The following is a 16,984-nucleotide window of genomic DNA, read 5'->3' on the forward strand; positions in this document are numbered from 1 at the left end:
GCCTCAGAGGCGTTCGATGATGGTGACGTTGGCGAGTCCGCCGCCCTCGCACATGGTCTGCAGGCCGTAGCGGCCGCCGGTGCGCTCCAGTTCGTGCAGCAGGGTCGTCATCAGCTTGGTGCCGGTGGCGCCGAGCGGGTGGCCGAGGGCGATGGCACCGCCGTTGACGTTGACGCGGTCGGGGTCGGCGCCGGTCTCCTTGAGCCAGGCCAGGACGACGGGTGCGAAGGCCTCGTTGATCTCGACCAGGTCGATGTCGTCGATGGACATCCCGGCCTTCTTCAGGGCGTACGCCGTCGCCGGGATCGGCGCCGACAGCATGCGGATGGGGTCCTCACCGCGCACCGACAGGTGGTGGACGCGGGCGCGCGGGGTCAGTCCGTGTTCGGCGACGGCCCGTTCGGAGGCGATGAGCAGCGCGGAGGCGCCGTCGGAGACCTGGGAGGACACCCCGGCGGTCAGCCGGCCGCCCTCGACGACCGGCTTGAGGGCCGCCATCTTCTCCAGCGAGGTGTCGCGGCGCGGGCCCTCGTCGCGGGCCACGTCGCCGTAGGACACGGTCTCGCGGTCGAAGCGGCCCTCGTCGACGGCGCGTGCGGCCCGCTGGTGCGAGCGCAGCGCGAACCGTTCCATGTCCTCGCGGGAGATGTCCCAGTTCCGGGCGATGAGTTCGGCGCCGTGGAACTGGTTGACGGGCGCGTCGCCGTAGCGGGCACGCCAGCCCTCGGAACCGGCGTAGGGGCCGTCGGTGAGGCCGAGGGGTTCGGCGGCCTGGCGGCTGGCGAAGGCGATGGGGATCATCGACATGTTCTGGGTGCCGCCCGCGACGACCAGGTCCTGGGTGCCGGAGAGCACCCCCTGGGCGGCGAAGTGGACGGCCTGCTGGGAGGAGCCGCACTGCCGGTCGACGGTGGTCCCGGGCACCTCCTCGGGCAGGCCGGCGGCGAGCCACGCCGTACGGGCGATGTTCCCGGCCTGCGGTCCCACGGTGTCCAGGCAGCCGAGGACGACGTCGTCGACGGCGGCCGGGTCGATGCCCGTGCGTTCGATCAGCGCCTTGAGGACGTGGGCCCCGAGGTCGGCGGGGTGGACGGCGGACAGTCCGCCCCGGCGCCGGCCGACCGGGGTGCGGACCGCTTCGACGATGTAGGCCTCGGCCATGACAGTGCTCCTTGGTGGTGGATCGGGGTGTGGGCCGGGGGCGTCAGCCGCGCGGGGTGATGCCCTCCAGGACCATGGACAGGTACTGCCGGGCGATCTCCTCCGGGCTGTGGGTGCCGCCGGGGCGGTACCAGGAGGCGGCCACCCAGACGGTGTCGCGCACGAACCGGTAGACGAGCCGCACGTCCAGGTCGCCGCGGAAGACCTGCTCGGCGACGCCGCGTTCCAGGGTGCGCAGCCACGCGTTCTCGAACTTCACCTGGGAGTCGGCGAGGTAGTCGAAGCGCGGCTGGGCGGACAGGTGCCGGGACTCCTTCTGGTAGATGGCGACCGCGGGGCCGTGCCGGTCGATCTGCCGGAAGGACTCGGTGACGAGGGCCTCGATGGTCTCCCGCGGTCCGAGTCCGGCGGCGAGCACGGTGTCGTAGCCGGCCCACAGCTCGTCCAGGAAGGCGGTGAGGATCTCGTCCAGCATCGACTCCTTGGAGTCGAAGTGGTAGTAGAGGCTGCCCGCGAGCATCCCGGCGGCGTCGGCGATGCGGCGGACGGTGGTGGCGTTGTAGCCCTGGTCGGCGAAAACCTGGGCCGCGGTGGCCAGGATCTCGGCGCGGCGCTCGACGGCGGAGGGCGAGGGGGTGGACGACGACGAGGTGGACGACGACGGGGCTGAGGAGTTGCTCTTCATCCGCTCATGCTCTCTGACTGCTGACGGAAACCGTCTCACCGGTCATGTACGACGCGTAGCCGCTGGCCAGGAAGACGATGACGTTGGCGATCTCCCACGGCTCGGCGTAGCGGCCGAAGGCCTCGCGTGCGGTGAGCGTGGCGAGGAGTTCGGGAGTGGTGACCTTCACCAGGTGCGGGTGCATGGCGAGGCTGGGGGCGACGGCGTTGACCCGTACGCCGAAGTCGGCGGCCTCCAGGGCGGCACACCGGGTGAGGGCCATGACCCCGGCCTTGGCGGCGGCGTAGTGGGCCTGGCCGCGCTGGGCCCGCCAGCCGATGACGGAGGCGTTGTTCACGACGACGCCTCCGCCGTCCTGCTCCCGGAACCGGCGCAGGGCGGCCCGGGTGCAGCGGAAGGTGCCGTTCAGCGTGACGTCGAGGACCTTGGCCCACTGGTCGTCGCTCATGTCGACGAGGTCGGCGGTGCCACCGAGTCCGGCGTTGTTGACGACGACGTCGAGGCCGCCGTGGCGTTCGGCGGCGAGCGCGAACAGGGCGTCGACCTGCTGCTGGTCGGTGACGTCGCAGGGCAGTGCGGCGACGTTGTCGGCGCCGAACTCCTCGGCGAGGGCGGCGGCGCTCTCGCCGAGGCGCCGTTCGTGGGCGTCGCCGATGACGACGCGGGCGCCCTCCTCCAGGAACCGGCGGGCGGTGGCGCCGCCGATCCCGGCACCGGCGGCGGCCGTGATGACGGCGGTGCGTCCGGCCAGGAGGGAGTGCCCCGGTACGTAGGGCGGCGGCGTGGGCGGGGGTGCGGGGGTCACGGGCGGGCCTCCTTGGGCAGGCCGAGGACGCGCTCGGCGATGATGTTGCGCTGGATCTCGTTGGACCCGGCGTAGATGGTGTCCGAGCGGGAGAAGAGGAACAGCCGCTGCCAGTCGTCGAGGTCGTAGGGCTCACCGGCGGCGAGCATGCCGCCCGCGCCGCACACGTCCATGGCGAGTTCGCCCAGTTCGCGGTGCCAGGTGGCCCAGAAGATCTTGCCGATGGACGCCTCGGGGCCGGGGGCGCCGGACGCGACGCCGTCGAGCATGCGCAGGGCGTTGCAGCGGATGGTCTCGAGTCCCGTCCAGGCGCGGGCGAGCCGGTCGCGGATCAGCGGGTCGTCCGCCGCGCCGTTGCGTTTGGCCGTCTCGACGAGGGTCTCCAGTTCGCGCCGGAAGCCGACCTGCTGGCCGAGGGTGGAGACGCCGCGTTCGAAGCCGAGGGTGGCCATGGCCACGCGCCAGCCGTCGCCGGGGGCGCCGACGATGTGGTCGGCGCGGGTGCGGGCGCCGTCGAAGAACACCTCGTTGAACTCGGAGGTGCCGGTCAGCTGGGTGATGGGCCGGACCTCGACGCCGGGCTGGTCCAGCGGGACCAGGAGGTAGGACAGGCCCCGGTGGCGCCGCGAGTCCGGTTCGGTGCGGGCGACGACGAAGCACCACTGGGACTCGTGGGCGAGTGACGTCCAGATCTTCTGCCCGGTGACCACCCAGTGGTCGCCGTCGCGTTCGGCGCGGGTCCGTACGTTCGCCAGGTCGGATCCGGCGTCGGGCTCGCTGTAGCCCTGGCACCACAGTTCCTCGGCGGCGACGATCGGCGGCAGGAACCTGGCCCGCTGCTCGGGGGTGCCGAAGGCGATCAGGGTGGGGCCGAGCAGCTGCTCGGCGATGTGGTTGACCCGGGCGGGTGCGTCGGCCAGGGCGTACTCCTCGTGGAAGGCGACCTGCTGCTCGATGGTCGCGCCCCGGCCGCCGTACTCCTCGGGCCAGCCGACGCAGGTCCAGCCGGCGGCGGCCATGTGCCGTTCCCACTCGAGCCGTTCGGCGAAGACCTCGTGCTCACGCCCCGGGCCGCCGCGGCCCCGCAGGGCGGCGAAGGCGCCGGTGAGGTGGGTGGCCAGCCAGCCGCGGATCTCGGCGCGGAACTCCTCGACGCTGCTCATGCCGTTACGTTAATCTACCAAACACTTGTTAGGGAAGGAGGGCCGACGATGTCCGCTGCCCACAACCACGGACCCGAGGCGCTCGACGCGTCCGACGCTTCCGGGACGCCCGTCCGCTACGAGAAGCGGGGTCCCGTCGCGACGGTCACCATGAACCGCCCCGACTACCGCAACGCCCAGAACTCCGCGATGACCTACGCCCTGGACCGGGCCTTCTACCGGGCCGCCGAGGACGACGAGGTGAAGACCGTCGTCCTCGCCGGTGCGGGCAAGCACTTCTCCGCCGGCCACGACATCGGCACCCCCGAGCGGGACGCCCACCTGCCGTTCGAACGCCGCGCGGGGCTGTGGTGGGACCACTCGGACAAACAGGGAGCGGAGAGCCGCTTCGCCCGCGAGTCCGAGGTGTACCTGGGCATGTGCCGCCGCTGGCGCGAGCTGCCCAAGCCGGTCGTCGCCTCCGTGCAGGGCGCCTGTGTGGCGGGCGGGCTGATGCTCGCCTGGGTGTGCGACCTGATCGTGGCCTCCGAGGACGCGTTCTTCGCCGACCCGGTGGTGCGGATGGGCATCCCCGGCGTCGAGTACTTCGCCCACCCGTGGGTGATGCCGCCGCGCGTGGCCAAGGAGTTCCTCTTCACCGGGGACCGCATGAGCGCCCGCCGCGCGTACGAGGTCGGCATGGTCAACCGTGTCGTGCCCCGCGATGAACTGGCCGACGCGACGCGGGAGTTGGCGCTGCGCATCGCCGAGATGCCCCGCCTGGGACTCGCACTGACCAAGCGCGCCGTCAACCAGGCCGAGGACCTCCAGGGGCTGCATGCCGGGATGGACTCGGTGTTCGGCCTGCACCACCTCGCGCACGCGCACAACGCCGAGACCGCGCCGGACGCGCTCGGCGGGATGGACATCCGGGCGATGAAGAAGGCGGGCGGCTGATGGACCTCGACTTCGACGAGGCCGACGAGACGTTCCGCGCCGAGGCCCGCGACTGGCTGGCGGCCCATGTGCCGGCCATCCCCCTGCCGTCCCTGGAGAGCGCCGAGGGGTTCGCCGCCCACCGGGAGTGGGAGGCCGAACTGGCCGCCGACCGCTGGTCGGTGGTCTCCTGGCCCGAGGAGTTCGGCGGGCGGAACGCCTCGATCCTGCGCTGGCTGGTCTTCGAGGAGGAGTACTTCGCGGCCGGCGCCCCCGGACGCGTCAGCCAGAACGGCATCAACCTGCTCGCCCCCACCCTCTTCGAACACGGCACCCCCGAGCAGCGGGCGCGGATCCTGCCCGCCATGGCGAGCGGCGAGGTCATCTGGGCGCAGGCCTGGTCCGAGCCGGAGTCCGGCTCCGACCTGGCCTCGCTCAGGTCGACGGCCCGGCGCACCGAGGGCGGCTGGCTGCTCAGCGGCCAGAAGACGTGGTCGTCGCGGGCCGCGTTCGCCGACCGGGCCTTCGGCCTGTTCCGCAGCGACCCGGACGCCGGCCGGCCGCACCGCGGGCTGACGTACCTGATGTTCTCGCTGGACGCCGAGGGCGTCACCGTACGGCCCATCGGACGGCTCGACGGCAGACCGGCCTTCGCCGAGCTGTTCCTGGACGACGTGTTCGTGCCGGACGAGGACGTGATCGGGGAGCCCGGCCAGGGCTGGCGGGTGGCCATGAGCACCACCGGCAACGAGCGCGGCCTCACCCTGCGCAGCCCCGGACGTTTCACCGCCGCCGCCGACCGGCTGACCGCGCTGTGGCGCGAGCACGGCGACCCCGCCGACACGGCGCTGCGCGACCGGGTCGCCGACGCGGTGATCGGCGCCCGCGCCTACCGGCTGTTCTCCTACGCGGGCGCCTCCCGCATCCTGCACGACGAGGGCGGCCCGGCCGGTGCCGCCTCCAGCCTCAACAAGGTGTTCTGGTCCGAGCTGGACATCGCCCTGCACGAGACGGCCCTCGACCTGCTCGGACCGTACGGCGAACTCGCCGACCACGCCCCCGAGTCGCCGGACCGCGGTGCCTGGGCCGAGGGGTACACCTTCTCCCTGGCCGGGCCCATCTACGCGGGCACCAACGAGATCCAGCGCGACATCATCGCCGAGCGGCTGCTCGGCCTGCCGAAGGGACGCCGGTGATGCGGTTCCTCCTCGACGCCGAGCAGCGGGAGTTCGCCCGCTCCCTCGACGGACTCCTCGCCTCCTCGGACACCCCGGCCGCCGTACGGTCCTGGGCCGCCGGTGACCATGCACCGGGGCGGGCGGTGTGGGCGCGGCTGGCCGAGGCCGGGGTGTTCGCCCTCGCGGTGCCCGAACGCCACGACGGGTTCGGCCCGCTGCCGCTCGACATCGCCGTCGCCTTCACCGAGCTGGGGCGGCACGCGGTACCGGGTCCGCTGGTCGAGACGGTCGCCGCGGCGGCCCTCCTCGACCGGCTCGGCGACCCGGACACGGCCGCCGCCCACCTCCCCGGCATCGCCTCGGGCAAGACCGTCGCCACCCTCTGCCTCACGGCCCTCGGCCCGTACGCCCTGGACGCCGACGCGGCCGACACGGTGCTGGTCGTGGACGGCGACGTGCTGCGCGCGGGCGCCCAGCCCGGTCCCGTACAGCCGTCGGCGGATCCGGCGCGGCGCCTGTCGCAGGTGTCCGGCGGGGCGGTGCTGGCCCAGGGACCGGCGGTGGCCACGGCCGCCGCACACGCCGCGGACATGGCCGCGCTGGCCACCGCGGCCCAGTCCCTGGGGCTCGGCCGCGCGCTGCTCGCCCGGACCGTCGAGTACGTCGGCCGGCGCACCCAGTTCGGTGTGCCCGTCGGCTCCTTCCAGGCCCTCAAGCACCGGCTGGCGGACACGCTGGTCGCCCTGGAGTTCGCCGAGCCACTCGTGCACGGGGCCGCGCTCGCGCTCGCCGCCGGTTCTCCGGAGGCCGGCCGGGACGTCGCCGCCGCCAAGGTCGCGGCGGGCGAGGCCGCCCACCGGGCCGCGCGCACCGCGCTGCAACTGCACGGGGCGGTCGGCTACACCGACGAGTTGGACCTGTCCCTGTGGATCCGCAAGGCCCGTCCACTGCGCGACGCCTGGGGCACCCCGGCCGCCTGCCGGGCCCGCGTCCTGGCCGCCTGACCGCGCGCACCACCGCGCCACACACCGAGGGGAGCAGCCCGATGAGGCTGACGGAGGAGCAGGAAGAACTGCGGTCGGCCGTGAGGTCGTTGCTGACCCGGCACGAGGGAGCCGCCGCCTGGCGGCCGTTGGCCGAGCAGGTCGGCGTCGCCGCACTCGCCGTGCCCGAGGAGTACGGGGGCGCGGGCGGCGGCGCCCGGGACGTGCACGTGCTGATGGAGGAGCTGGGCCGGTGCCTGAGCCCGCTGCCGGTGCTCGGCTCGACGGTGCTCACGGCGGGGGCGCTGCTCGCCTCCGGCGACAAGGACGCGTGCGGGCGCCTGCTGCCGGCACTGGCCGAAGGGCGTGCGGTGGGTGCGCTGGCCTGGGCCGAACAGGGCTCCTGGGACGCGGCGGCGCTGCGCACCCGCGCCGTTCCGGGGCCCGGCGGCGGCGCCTGGTTCCTCAGCGGCGTCAAGGAGCACGTCCTGGACTGGCCGGACGTCGACGTGCTGGTCGTCGCGGCCCGTACGGCGGCCGGTGTCTCCCTGTTCGAGGTGGCGGCGGACGCGCCCGGAGCGCGCCGCGAACCCGTCGTCACGATGGACGGCACCCGGAGCCAGGCCCGGTGGGTCCTGGACGGCGCCGAGGGGCGCCCGGTCGGGATCGCCGGCGACGGGGAGCGGATCCTGGCGCATGTGCGGGACCTGGCCTGCGCGGCGCTCGCGGCCGAGCAGGTGGGCGCCGCCGAGCGCTGTCTCGAACTGTCCGTCGCCTACGCGCGCGACCGCGTCCAGTTCGGCCGGGCGATCGGTTCGTTCCAGGCGGTCAAGCACCGGCTGGCGGACGCCTATGTGCTGGTGGAGTCGGCGCGTTCGGCGGCGCTCGGCGCGGCGTTCGCCGCCGACGAGGACCCCGGCGCGCTGCCGCGGGCCGCCGCAGTCGCCAAGTCGGTGTGCTCCGAGGCGTTCTCGGCGGTGGCCGGGGAGACGATCCAGCTGCACGGCGGGATCGGCATCACCTGGGAGCACGACGCGCACCGCTACTTCAAGCGGGCGCACGGAGCGGGCGAGCTGTTCGGCCCGCCCGCCTCGCACCGGGCACGGCTCGCCGCCGGGCTCGGACTCACCTCGTACTGAACAGCCACCCCAGCTGACCGGAGAGGCCAGTGGACATGGACACCGACACCGACATCAGCAACCCGTTGGACTTCACGGGGCGCGTGGTCCTCGTCACCGGCGGCACCAAGGGCATCGGCGCCGCCATCGCGGAGGCGTTCCTCGGGGCCGGGGCCGACGTGGTGGTCTGCGGCCGCAACGCGCCGGGCGCCCTGCCGGCGGCAGGGGGCAGGGAGGCGGTCTTCGTCGCCGCCGACGTGCGCGATCCGGCGGCGGCGGCGCGACTCGTCGACAGCGCGGTGGAGCGCTTCGGCCGTCTCGACGTGCTCGTCAACAACGCGGGCGGCTCCCCGGACGCGGACGCGGCGACCGTCTCGCCGCGCTTCGTGGAGAAGATCGTCGCGCTCAACCTGCTCGCGCCGTTCTACGTGGCGCAGGCGGCCCACGGCGCCATGCGGGCCCGGCCGGGCGGCGGTTCGGTCGTCAACATCGGCAGCGTCTCCGCTCACGATCCGCAGCCGGGCACCGCCGCGTACACGGCCGCCAAGGCCGGACTGCTGGCACTGACCAGGGCACTGGCCCTGGAGTGGGCGCCGCAGGTGCGGGTCAACCACATCACCACCGGCCTGATCCGCACCGACAGCGCGGCGTCCGTCTACGGCGCGGACGGCGGCGCCTCGGTGGCCGGTGTGATCCCGATGGAGCGGATGGCCGTACCCGCGGACGTCGCGCGGGCCTGCCTGTTCCTGGCGAGCGACCTGTCGGCGTACGTCAACGGGGCGGATCTCGCGGTGCACGGCGGCGGGGAGTTCCCGGCCCGGTACCTCGCCGCGAGGTCAGCGAACCAGGGGGTGTGAGGGACATGCCGGAGCCCGGGAGAGAGCGTGCCGCCTCTCCCGGGCTCGGGTCGGTCACAGCAGGTCGGGGGCCCAGGCCACGCCGTTGATGTGCGAACCTCCGTCGACGAAGAGGGTGTTGCCGGTGACGTACCGGGCGTCCTCGCTCGCGAGGAACAGCGCGGCCGGGGCGACGTCCTCGTCCGGGTCGCCCATCCGTCCCATCGGGTTCATGGCGCCGACCTGCTTCTCCAGCTCGGGGTTGGCGCTCATCCGCCGCCGGAAGGCCGCGCTCTTGGCGCCGGGGCAGATCGCGTTGACGACGACCCCGGTGGGGGCCCACTCCCGGGCCGCGGTGCGGGTCAGGGTGCGCAGGGCCTCCTTGGCGGCGTTGTACTCCAGGGTGCCCATGTGGGCGTTCACGCCGTTGAGGCTGCACATGTTGACGACCCGGCCCCAGCCCCGCTCCCGCATGTGCGGAAACGCCGCCCGCATCGCCCGGAACGGGCCGTAGAAGCCGATGCCCATCCCCCGGGCCAGCATCTCGTCGGTCTTGTCCTCCACCCTGCCGAGGTCGCCGACCGCCCAGGCGTTGTTGACCAGGATGTCGACGCCGCCGAACTCCCGCACCGCGGTGTCGACCATGGCCAGCACCTGGGCCTTGTCGCCGACGTCGGTGCGCAGGAAGCGGCCGCCGATCGCGTCGGCCACCGCCCGGCCGGTCTCCTCGTTCACCTCCGCGACCAGCACCCTGGCCCCCTCGGCGGCGAACCGCCGGGCCACCGCGGCGCCGATGCCGTCCCCGGCGCCGGTGACGATCGCGACGCGTCCTTCGAGCCGCATGTGTGCTCCTCCTCAGACCAGGTTGTCCTCCACCGTGAGGCCGAACGCCCCGCGGCCGTACATGGCGAGCGCGCGTTCCACGTCGTTGGCGACGTGCACGCTGCCCGCGTGGGCGTCGCGCCAGGCGCGCTCGACGGGGTTGCCGCGGCGCAGCGCGTTGCCGCCGGCGGTCTTGAAGAGCAGGTCGATCGCGGCGACGGCCCGTTCGGTGCCCCGGACCTGGTCGCGCCGGGTACGCAACCGCAGTTCCATGGGTATCTCCCGCTCAGCGGCGGCGAGTTCGGACAGTTCGCGCAGGTTGCGGTCCATCTGCAGGACGGTCGCGTCGATGTCGGAGGCGGCGCGCGCGATGGCGACCTGGGCGAAGGGGTCCTCGGTGAACCGGCCTCCGCCCAGGCTGAGCCGCACCCGCTCCTTCATCAGCGACACGTACGACTCGTAGCCGCCCGACACGGCGCCGATCACCGGGGCCGTGACGGCGCTGGTGAAGATCGCGCCGAACGGCAGACGGTACAGCGGCCCCTTGTTGACCTGCTGCCCGGGCACCTTCAGCCGGGCCTGCTCGTAGTTGCGCAGCACCCGGTGGTCGGGCACGAACGCCGATTCGACGACGATGTCGTTGCTGGCGGTGCCGCGCAGCCCGACCACGTCCCACGCGTCCTCGATGGTGTAGTCCGAGCGCGGCACCAGCACGGTGAGGAAGTCGACCGGCCGTCCCTGCGCACCGACGACCAGGGCGCCGAGCAGGGCCCAGGTGGCGTGCTCGCAGCCGGAGGAGAAGCTCCAGCGGCCGGTGAGCCGGTAGCCGCCGTCGACGGGGGTGAGCCGGCCCACCGGCGCGTACGAGGAGGAGATGCGGGTGTCGGGGTCCTCGCCCCAGACGTCGTCCTGCGCCCGGCGTGGGAACAGGCCCAGCTGCCAGGGGTGCACGCCCAGGACCGAGGCGACCCAGCCGGTGGAGCAGCAGACGGCGGAGATCGCCCGCACCACCTGGTAGAAGTCGACCGGGTCGCTCTCCAGGCCGCCGTACCGGGCGGGTTGCAGCATCCGGAAGACGCCCGCGCCGGTCAGCTCGCGGATCGTGGACTCCGGTATGCGGCGTGCCTCGTCCGCGGCGACGGCCCGTTTGCCGATGCCGGGCAGCAGGGCGCGTACCGACTCCAGAACCTGATTGCCCATCGTCCGTCCTCCAGGCCCTCGCGGGCCGTGTCCGTGCGGTGCGTCGTGGCGCCGCGGGTGTCAGTCGGTGCGCAGCGCGGCCTTGTCGACCTTGCCGGCGGCGTTGCGCGGCAGCGCCCCCAGGACGACGACCTCGCGGGGGACCTTGAAGTTGGCGAGCCGCTCGCGGCACCAGTCGAGCAGGACGCCGGGATCGCTCCCGGCGCCGGGGCGGGCCGTCACGTAGGCCCGGCCGACCTCCCCGAGCCGTGGGTCGGGGATGCCGATCACGGCGGCCTCGGAAACGGCGTCGTGCCCGGTGAGGACCTGCTCGATCTCGGCCGGGTAGACGTTGAACCCGCCGACCACGAACATGTCCTTGGAGCGTCCGGTGAGGACCAGGTTGCCGCGCGGGTCGAAGTGGCCGACGTCTCCGGTGGCCAGCCAGCCGTCGGCGTCGACGGCGGCCGCGCTGGCCGCCGGGTCGTCCAGGTAGCCGAGCATCACGTTGTAGCCGCGGACCAGGATCTCGCCGTCCTGCCCGGCGGGCAGCGGGCGCCGGTCGCCGTCGGTGACGCGCACCTCGACGCCGTCGATGGGGCGGCCCGCGGTCAGCGCCACGGTCTCCGCGTCGTCGTCGGCGGAGCAGACGCTGACCGTGCCGCAGGACTCGGTGAGGCCGTAGGCGGTGAGCACCTCGGGGAACAGTTCGGCGCGCATGCGCCGGACCAGGGCGACGGGCACCACGGCGGCGCCGGTCACCGCGAGACGCAGCGACGACAGGTCGAACAGGGACCGGTCGGGGGCGTCGAGCAGTTCGGTGTAGATGGTGGGCGGGCCCGGCAGGACGCTGATCCGTTCGGTCTCGACGGCGCGCAGGGCCCGGTTCACGTCGAAGACCGGTTGCAGCACCATGGTGGTCCGGCGAAGGAGACAGGCGAGTACGCCCGCCTTGTAGCCGAAGCAGTGGAAGAGCGGGTTGAGGATCAGGTAGCGGTCGTCGCCGGTGACTCCGGTGCGCGCGCTCCAGGCCCGGTACGTGGTGAGGTTCTGGCGGTGGGTGGTCAGCGCGCCCTTGGGCCGCCCGGTGGTGCCCGAGGTGAAGAGCAGGTCGGACGGGTCGTCCGGGCGCACGGAGGCGGTACGGACGGTGACCTCGTCGTCGGGCAGGTGGGCGCCGTAGGCGAGGAAGTCCCGCCAGGGCAGGGTGCCGGGACGGTCCTCTCCGCCCCGTGCGCCACCCGCACCGTCCTCGCCGTCCTCGTCGCCGTCGCCGTCGCCGTCGAGGGTCACCACGGCTGCCAGGCCCGGCAGGGACGGTACGGGAAGCGTCTCCTCCGGTGCCTCCGCGCCGTCCCTCAGCATGGCCAGGTAGTCCTTGCCGAGGAAGCCGTTCTCGACGAACAGCAGCCTGGCGGCGCCACGTTCGAGGAGCCCGCGGGCCTCGCCGCCCTTGTAGCGGGTGTTGACGGGGACCAGCACGGCGCCGGCCGAGGTGACGGCGAGCGCGGCCACCACCCAGCGGTGGCCGTTGGGCGCCCAGACGGCGATCCGGTCACCGGGGCGCGTGCCGAGCGCGATCAGCGACTTGACGGCGGCCCGCACCTGGTCGCGCAGTTCCCGCCAGCTCAGCCGTACGTCGTCGTCCACCAGTGCCTCGCGGTCGGGGGCGCGGGCGGCGGCGAGGTCCAGGGCGCCGGGGATCGTGAGTGGGGGCTCGGGCTCGCTCATCTGCTCTCCGGGAGGTGACGGCGTACGCGGTCGGTGAGGGTGCGGTGCGGCGGCGCCCGTCAGGTGGACGAGGGCAGCAGCCGCTGGGAGGCCTCGTGCGCGCCCAGGACGAGTTCGGCGCGGGGGAAGCCGCTGCGCCGCTCGGCGGTCTCCGCGTTGCCCCCGGCGACCCGCACGGGCCCGTCGGCGAGGTGGTCGAGGCCCTCCCGGGCGACGTCGTCCGGTTCGGCGACGCGGAGACCGGGGAGGTCCATGCGCAGGCCGGCGCGTTCCATCGCGGGGGTCCGGGTGACGCCCAGGACCAGTTCGAGGACGTGCACGTCGTACTCGCGCAGCTCCAGCCACAGGCCCTCGGCGAAGACCCGGCTGAACGCCTTGGCCGCGGAGTAGACGCTGATCCGGGCCTGCCCCAGGTAGCCGGAGAGGGAGCCGACCAGCATGATGCCGCCGCGGCGCCGTGCCTTCATCAGGGCCCCGAAGTGGTGGGTGAGGGCGAGCTGCGCGGTGATGTTCAGGTCCAGGACGCCCTGGACGCCGTCGAGGTCGCCGGTGACGAAGTCGTGGCCGTAGGTGTTCGCACCGGCGTTGAAGATCAGCAGCCCGACCTCGAGTCCGTCGGTGACCGTGCGGACGGCCGCCAGGGCTCCGGGGTCGAGCAGGTCGAGGGCGAGGGTGCGGACCTCGACGCCCCGGGCGCGGGCCCGGTCGGCGGTCTCGTGCAGCGGTCCCGGTTTCCGGGCGATCAGGACCAGGTTGATCCCGGCGTCCGCGAGTTGCTCGGCGAACGCGGCACCGACTCCCTCGGAGCCCCCGGCGACGACCGCCCACGGCCCGTACACGCTCTTGTCGATCATCGAGTACCTCTCCTCAGTCCCTGGCCGGCGGTGCGGTGACCGTAGAACGTGCCTCTCGGGCGGCGCCGCCGGTGATCCCACTGGCCGGGAGCGTGGCCGGGACCGCGTCGGGGGAGGTCATGTCCCGCACGGCCAGCGAGGCGAAGACCATCCCGGTGCCGATGGGGACGCCGGGGCCCGGGTAGACGCCGCCGGTGAAGGAGGCGCCGGTGTTCCCGGCGGCGTACAGGCCGGGGATCGGGTGTCCGTCGCCGTCGAGGACGCGGGCGTGGACGTCGGTGCGCAGGCCGCCCTTGGTGCCGAGGTCGGCGAGGACGAGGCGGGCCGCGTAGTAGGGCGGGCGGTCCAGCGGGACCAGGCAGGGGTTGGGTCCCGGCGCGTGGCGGGTGTCGGCGAAGAACCGGTCGTAGGGGTCCTCGCCGCGGTGGTGGTCCGGGTCGGTGCCGGTGGCGGCGTGGCCGTTGAAGCGGGCGACGGTCTCGGTCAGGGCGTCGGCCGGGACGCCGAGGCGTTCGGCGAGTTCGGGCAGGGTGTCGGCCTTCACCCACACGCCGGCCGCGAGGTGCTGCGCCGGGTCGGCGGGCGGCACGGTGATGGCGGGCAGGCCGCCGCCCTCACGGGAGTCGAAGATCAGGTGGGCGGGTGCCTGCGCGGTGGCGAGGGCGCGGCCCATGCGGTCGTACGGCAGTGACTCGTTGGCGAAGCGCCGCCCGTGCGCGTCCACGACGATGCCGCCGCGCAGACCGAGGGTGAACGCGGCGCTGCCGTCGGGCCGTTCGGTGCCGGGGCACCACCAGGCCTCGTCCATCAGGTCGGTGGCGGCCCCGATCCGGACCGCGGCGCGCAGCAGGTCGCCCGTGGTGGCCCCCGGGGGTGCCATGGTCCACGCGGCGGCGCCGGGCACGCCGTGCTCGGACCGTAGCGCGTCGTCGCCCTCGAAGCCGCCGGCGGCCAGCAGCACGCCCTTGCGGGCCCGTACGGTGACCGTGCCGTGCGGGGTCTCGGCCTCGACGCCGGTCACCCGGCCGTTCTCGGTGACCAGCCCGGTGACGCGGTGCCCGGTGCGCACGGTGGCGTTGCCGGTGCGGGTGGCGGCGAGCAGGAGGCGGCCGATCAGGGCGCGGCCGGCGGTCAGCGGTCCGTCGGGGTGGCCCTGCCCGGCCCGGTCCCGGTCGACGGCCGGGCGGACCAGGGGCAGCAGGTCGCCCAGTTCCTCCTGGGGGAGGTCGCGCGGCACGAACGAACGCCCGGCGTCCATGCGGCCCGGGGCGGCGACGTAGTCGGGGAAGGCCCGCCACTCGAACTCCACGGCCGGGTCGCGTTCCAGCCGGGCGACCAGCTCGGGCGCGTGGCGCAGGAAGGCCTCCCGGCGGTCCGATCCGGCGTCGCCGACGAGGGCCCGCAGGTAGGTGCGGGCGGCGTCGGTGGAGTCGCCGAGTCCGGCGCGTTCCTGCACCTGGGTGCCGGGCAGCCAGCAGGCGGCCCCGGAGTAGGCGGAGGTGCCGCCGAGCAGCGGCGCCCGTTCCAGGACGACCGTGTCCAGGCCGTCCGCGGCGGCCACCAGGGCCCCGGTCATGGCTCCCGCGCCGGATCCGACGACGATCACGTCGTGGATCGCGTCGCCGGTGGGCCCGTGTATGGCGCCGTGGGTGGCGTCGCCTTCCCGTCGGCCGTCCCGCATGGATGCCCCTCCTGCCAGTCGGTGGTGCTCAGTGGTACGTGGTGGTGCGGTGGTGTGCGGCCTCAGCAGACCGCGCCGACGTCGGTGCGGGCGGGAGCGGTCCCACTGACCGGTACGAGGGCCGGTGGGCACCTGACGTGCGGCCCGGTCGCGCGTATTGTCGAAGACCGTCGCCACAAGACGATCGAGCGCCTGGAGGGAGAGCGGTGCCCAGAATCGCCGAGGCCAGGGCGGGGGCCGAGCCCAGTTCGCCCCGGCAGCACGCACGCCGGCAGAGCATCCTGCGGGCGGCGGCGGACATCGCCGCCGAGACGGGGCTGGAGCGGGTGCAGATGCACGAGGTGGCCAAGTCGGCGGGGGTGGCGATCGGCACCCTGTACCGGTACTTCCCGTCGAAGACGCACCTGTTCACGGCCGTGATGGCCGACCAGATCGAGGGGCTCGGCGCGCGGCTCGCGGACCGGACCGGGCACGACTCGCCCGAGGACGCCGTCTTCGCGACGCTGGCGGGTGCCACCCGCAGTCTGCTGCGCCGGCCGGAGCTCGCCACCGCGATGATCCAGTCGGCGAACGCGGCCCGTGCCTCGACCGTCCCCGACCTGGCCCGGGTCGACACGGGCTTCCTCGACCTGCTGCTGCGGGCCTGGGCCGTCGAGGACCCCACGGAGCACCATGTCGCCCGGCTGCGGCTGCTGACCCTGCTCTGGTACGGCGTCCTGCAGTCCCGGCTCAACGAGCGGATCTCCCCGGAGGAGGCCGACGCCGACCTGCGGATGGCCTGCCGGCTGCTGCTCGCCCCCGGCGGCGACGGGGTCTGACGGGGGCGAGGCGCCGGGTTCTCAGCCCGTCGGGGTCTGCTGGGTGCCCGTCGTGTCGAGCGCGGCGACGCTGTACGCGGCGTAGTTCCGGTAGGGGTCCCGGCCGGTGAAGTACGGCGTCAGCTGGGCGTCGAGCTCCTCGGGGGTGAAGGTGCCGTCGGCGGCGGTGAACTTGTGCTCCACCGTGGGCGGCGCGAGCAGGGCGACCATGTCGCCGTAGACGACGAAGACCTGCCCGTTGATCCCGTCGGCGGCCGGTGAGGCCAGGTGGGCGACCAGGGTGGCGACGCGTTCGGGGGCCATGATGTCGAGGCCGCCGGGCGCGTCGACGCCCTCGCCGAAGGAGTCGGCGGTCATGGCGGTGCGGGCGCGCGGGCAGATGGCGTTGGCGCGCACCCCGTAGCGGGACATGCCCTGGGCGGTGGCCAGGGTGAGCGCGGTGATCCCGGCCTTGGCCGCGGAGTAGTTCGGCTGACCGGGGGCGCCGAACAGGAAGGCCTCGGAGCTGGTGTTGACGACCCGGCCGTAGACGGGGGCGCCGGACGCCTTGGAGGCGGCCCGCCAGTGCACGGCGGCGGCGCGGGAGAGACCGGCGTGGCCCTTGAGGTGGACGCGGAGGACGTCGTCCCAGTCGGACTCGGAGAGGTTGAAGAGCATCCGGTCGCGCAGTACGCCCGCGTTGTTGACGACGACGTCGAGGCCGCCGAAGGTCTCCACGGCGGCCGCCACCAGGCGCTCGCCCATGGACCAGTCGCCCACGTCACCGGTCACGGCGACCGCGCCGGCGCCCAGGGCCTTGATCTCGGCGACCACGTCGTCGGCCGCCGGGCCGACGTCGTTGACCACCACGTTGGCGCCGAGTCCGGCGAGGGCGAGCGCCTCGGCCCGGCCGAGTCCCGCGCCCGCACCGGTGACGACGGCGGTACGCCCCTCCAGGGTGGTGTTCGTGGTGCTCATGCTGCCTCTTTCCGTGTTCCTGTTCCGGTGTCGCGTGGTGCGTGACCGGTCGAGCCGATGTGGTCGTAGGGGGGCGCCCGAGGCGCCGGCGGGCGGAC

16 protein-coding genes are annotated in these 16,984 nt (G+C 74.0%); 6 read left to right on the forward strand and 10 right to left on the reverse strand.

The window, feature by feature from the left end:
* Positions 1 to 3: 3 nt before the first annotated feature.
* Genes BJ961_RS21475 through BJ961_RS21490 form a run of 4 tightly spaced genes read right to left on the reverse strand, consistent with a single transcriptional unit; the run spans position 4 to position 3,814 of the window.
* Positions 4 to 1,161, reverse strand: coding sequence for an acetyl-CoA C-acetyltransferase (locus tag BJ961_RS21475; RefSeq protein ID WP_271414424.1), 1,158 nt, complete (start codon positions 1,159 to 1,161; stop codon positions 4 to 6).
* A gap of 43 nt (positions 1,162 to 1,204) precedes the next feature.
* A complete protein-coding gene (locus BJ961_RS21480) occupies positions 1,205 to 1,846 on the reverse strand; it encodes a TetR/AcrR family transcriptional regulator (RefSeq protein WP_271414425.1) in 642 nt (213 codons plus the stop codon).
* A gap of 4 nt (positions 1,847 to 1,850) precedes the next feature.
* Positions 1,851 to 2,651: an SDR family oxidoreductase gene (locus BJ961_RS21485; RefSeq protein ID WP_271414426.1), complete on the reverse strand. Its 801-nt coding sequence runs from the start codon at positions 2,649 to 2,651 to the stop codon at positions 1,851 to 1,853.
* Positions 2,648 to 3,814: an acyl-CoA dehydrogenase family protein gene (locus BJ961_RS21490; RefSeq protein WP_271414427.1), complete on the reverse strand. Its 1,167-nt coding sequence runs from the start codon at positions 3,812 to 3,814 to the stop codon at positions 2,648 to 2,650. The genes BJ961_RS21485 and BJ961_RS21490 overlap by 4 nt, the downstream gene beginning before the upstream one ends.
* Before the next feature lie 48 nt (positions 3,815 to 3,862).
* On the opposite strand from BJ961_RS21490, the gene BJ961_RS21495 reads away from it, so the two are divergent.
* From BJ961_RS21495 to BJ961_RS21515, 5 genes are read left to right on the forward strand one after another with little or no spacing between them, the layout of a single operon-like run.
* The gene (locus BJ961_RS21495) at positions 3,863 to 4,750 is read left to right on the forward strand and encodes an enoyl-CoA hydratase (RefSeq protein ID WP_271414428.1); all 888 of its coding nucleotides are present in this window, start codon (positions 3,863 to 3,865) and stop codon (positions 4,748 to 4,750) included.
* The gene (locus BJ961_RS21500; RefSeq protein WP_271414429.1) at positions 4,750 to 5,925 is read left to right on the forward strand and encodes an acyl-CoA dehydrogenase family protein; all 1,176 of its coding nucleotides are present in this window, start codon (positions 4,750 to 4,752) and stop codon (positions 5,923 to 5,925) included. The genes BJ961_RS21495 and BJ961_RS21500 overlap by 1 nt, the downstream gene beginning before the upstream one ends.
* Complete coding sequence (locus BJ961_RS21505; protein WP_271414430.1) at positions 5,925 to 6,911, forward strand: acyl-CoA dehydrogenase family protein; 987 nt, start codon at positions 5,925 to 5,927, stop codon at positions 6,909 to 6,911. The genes BJ961_RS21500 and BJ961_RS21505 overlap by 1 nt, the downstream gene beginning before the upstream one ends.
* A 41-nt stretch (positions 6,912 to 6,952) precedes the next feature.
* Positions 6,953 to 8,029, forward strand: coding sequence for an acyl-CoA dehydrogenase family protein (locus tag BJ961_RS21510; protein ID WP_271414431.1), 1,077 nt, complete (start codon positions 6,953 to 6,955; stop codon positions 8,027 to 8,029).
* A gap of 35 nt (positions 8,030 to 8,064) precedes the next feature.
* A complete protein-coding gene (locus BJ961_RS21515; RefSeq protein ID WP_271414432.1) occupies positions 8,065 to 8,865 on the forward strand; it encodes an SDR family oxidoreductase in 801 nt (266 codons plus the stop codon).
* 54 nt (positions 8,866 to 8,919) lie between these two features.
* Here the strand turns inward: BJ961_RS21515 and BJ961_RS21520 are convergent, their stop codons facing one another.
* Genes BJ961_RS21520 through BJ961_RS21540 form a run of 5 tightly spaced genes read right to left on the reverse strand, consistent with a single transcriptional unit; the run spans position 8,920 to position 15,111 of the window.
* A complete protein-coding gene (locus BJ961_RS21520) occupies positions 8,920 to 9,687 on the reverse strand; it encodes an SDR family NAD(P)-dependent oxidoreductase (protein WP_271414433.1) in 768 nt (255 codons plus the stop codon).
* Positions 9,688 to 9,699: 12 nt separating this feature from the next.
* The gene (hsaA, locus tag BJ961_RS21525) at positions 9,700 to 10,866 is read right to left on the reverse strand and encodes a 3-hydroxy-9,10-secoandrosta-1,3,5(10)-triene-9,17-dione monooxygenase oxygenase subunit (protein WP_271414434.1); all 1,167 of its coding nucleotides are present in this window, start codon (positions 10,864 to 10,866) and stop codon (positions 9,700 to 9,702) included.
* 60 nt (positions 10,867 to 10,926) lie between these two features.
* A complete protein-coding gene (locus BJ961_RS21530) occupies positions 10,927 to 12,576 on the reverse strand; it encodes a FadD3 family acyl-CoA ligase (RefSeq protein WP_271414435.1) in 1,650 nt (549 codons plus the stop codon).
* 59 nt (positions 12,577 to 12,635) lie between these two features.
* The gene (locus BJ961_RS21535; protein WP_271414436.1) at positions 12,636 to 13,430 is read right to left on the reverse strand and encodes an SDR family NAD(P)-dependent oxidoreductase; all 795 of its coding nucleotides are present in this window, start codon (positions 13,428 to 13,430) and stop codon (positions 12,636 to 12,638) included.
* 13 nt (positions 13,431 to 13,443) lie between these two features.
* The gene (locus tag BJ961_RS21540) at positions 13,444 to 15,111 is read right to left on the reverse strand and encodes an FAD-dependent oxidoreductase (RefSeq protein ID WP_271414437.1); all 1,668 of its coding nucleotides are present in this window, start codon (positions 15,109 to 15,111) and stop codon (positions 13,444 to 13,446) included.
* Positions 15,112 to 15,317: 206 nt separating this feature from the next.
* Here BJ961_RS21540 and BJ961_RS21545 point away from each other — a divergent pair, with 206 nt between their 5' ends.
* On the forward strand, positions 15,318 to 15,929 hold the full coding sequence (locus BJ961_RS21545; RefSeq protein WP_271414438.1) for a TetR family transcriptional regulator: 612 nt from the start codon (positions 15,318 to 15,320) through the stop codon (positions 15,927 to 15,929).
* A 21-nt stretch (positions 15,930 to 15,950) separates the two neighbouring features.
* Here BJ961_RS21545 and BJ961_RS21550 read toward each other — a convergent pair whose 3' ends face one another.
* Positions 15,951 to 16,886 carry a 3-oxoacyl-ACP reductase gene (locus BJ961_RS21550; protein WP_271414439.1) on the reverse strand — a complete coding sequence of 312 codons (936 nt, stop codon included), beginning with the start codon at positions 16,884 to 16,886 and terminating at the stop codon, positions 15,951 to 15,953.
* Between the last annotated feature and the right edge of the window lie 98 nt (positions 16,887 to 16,984).

Source organism: Streptomyces lienomycini (assembly GCF_027947595.1).
GTDB classification, from domain to species: Bacteria; Actinomycetota; Actinomycetes; order Streptomycetales; family Streptomycetaceae; genus Streptomyces; species Streptomyces lienomycini.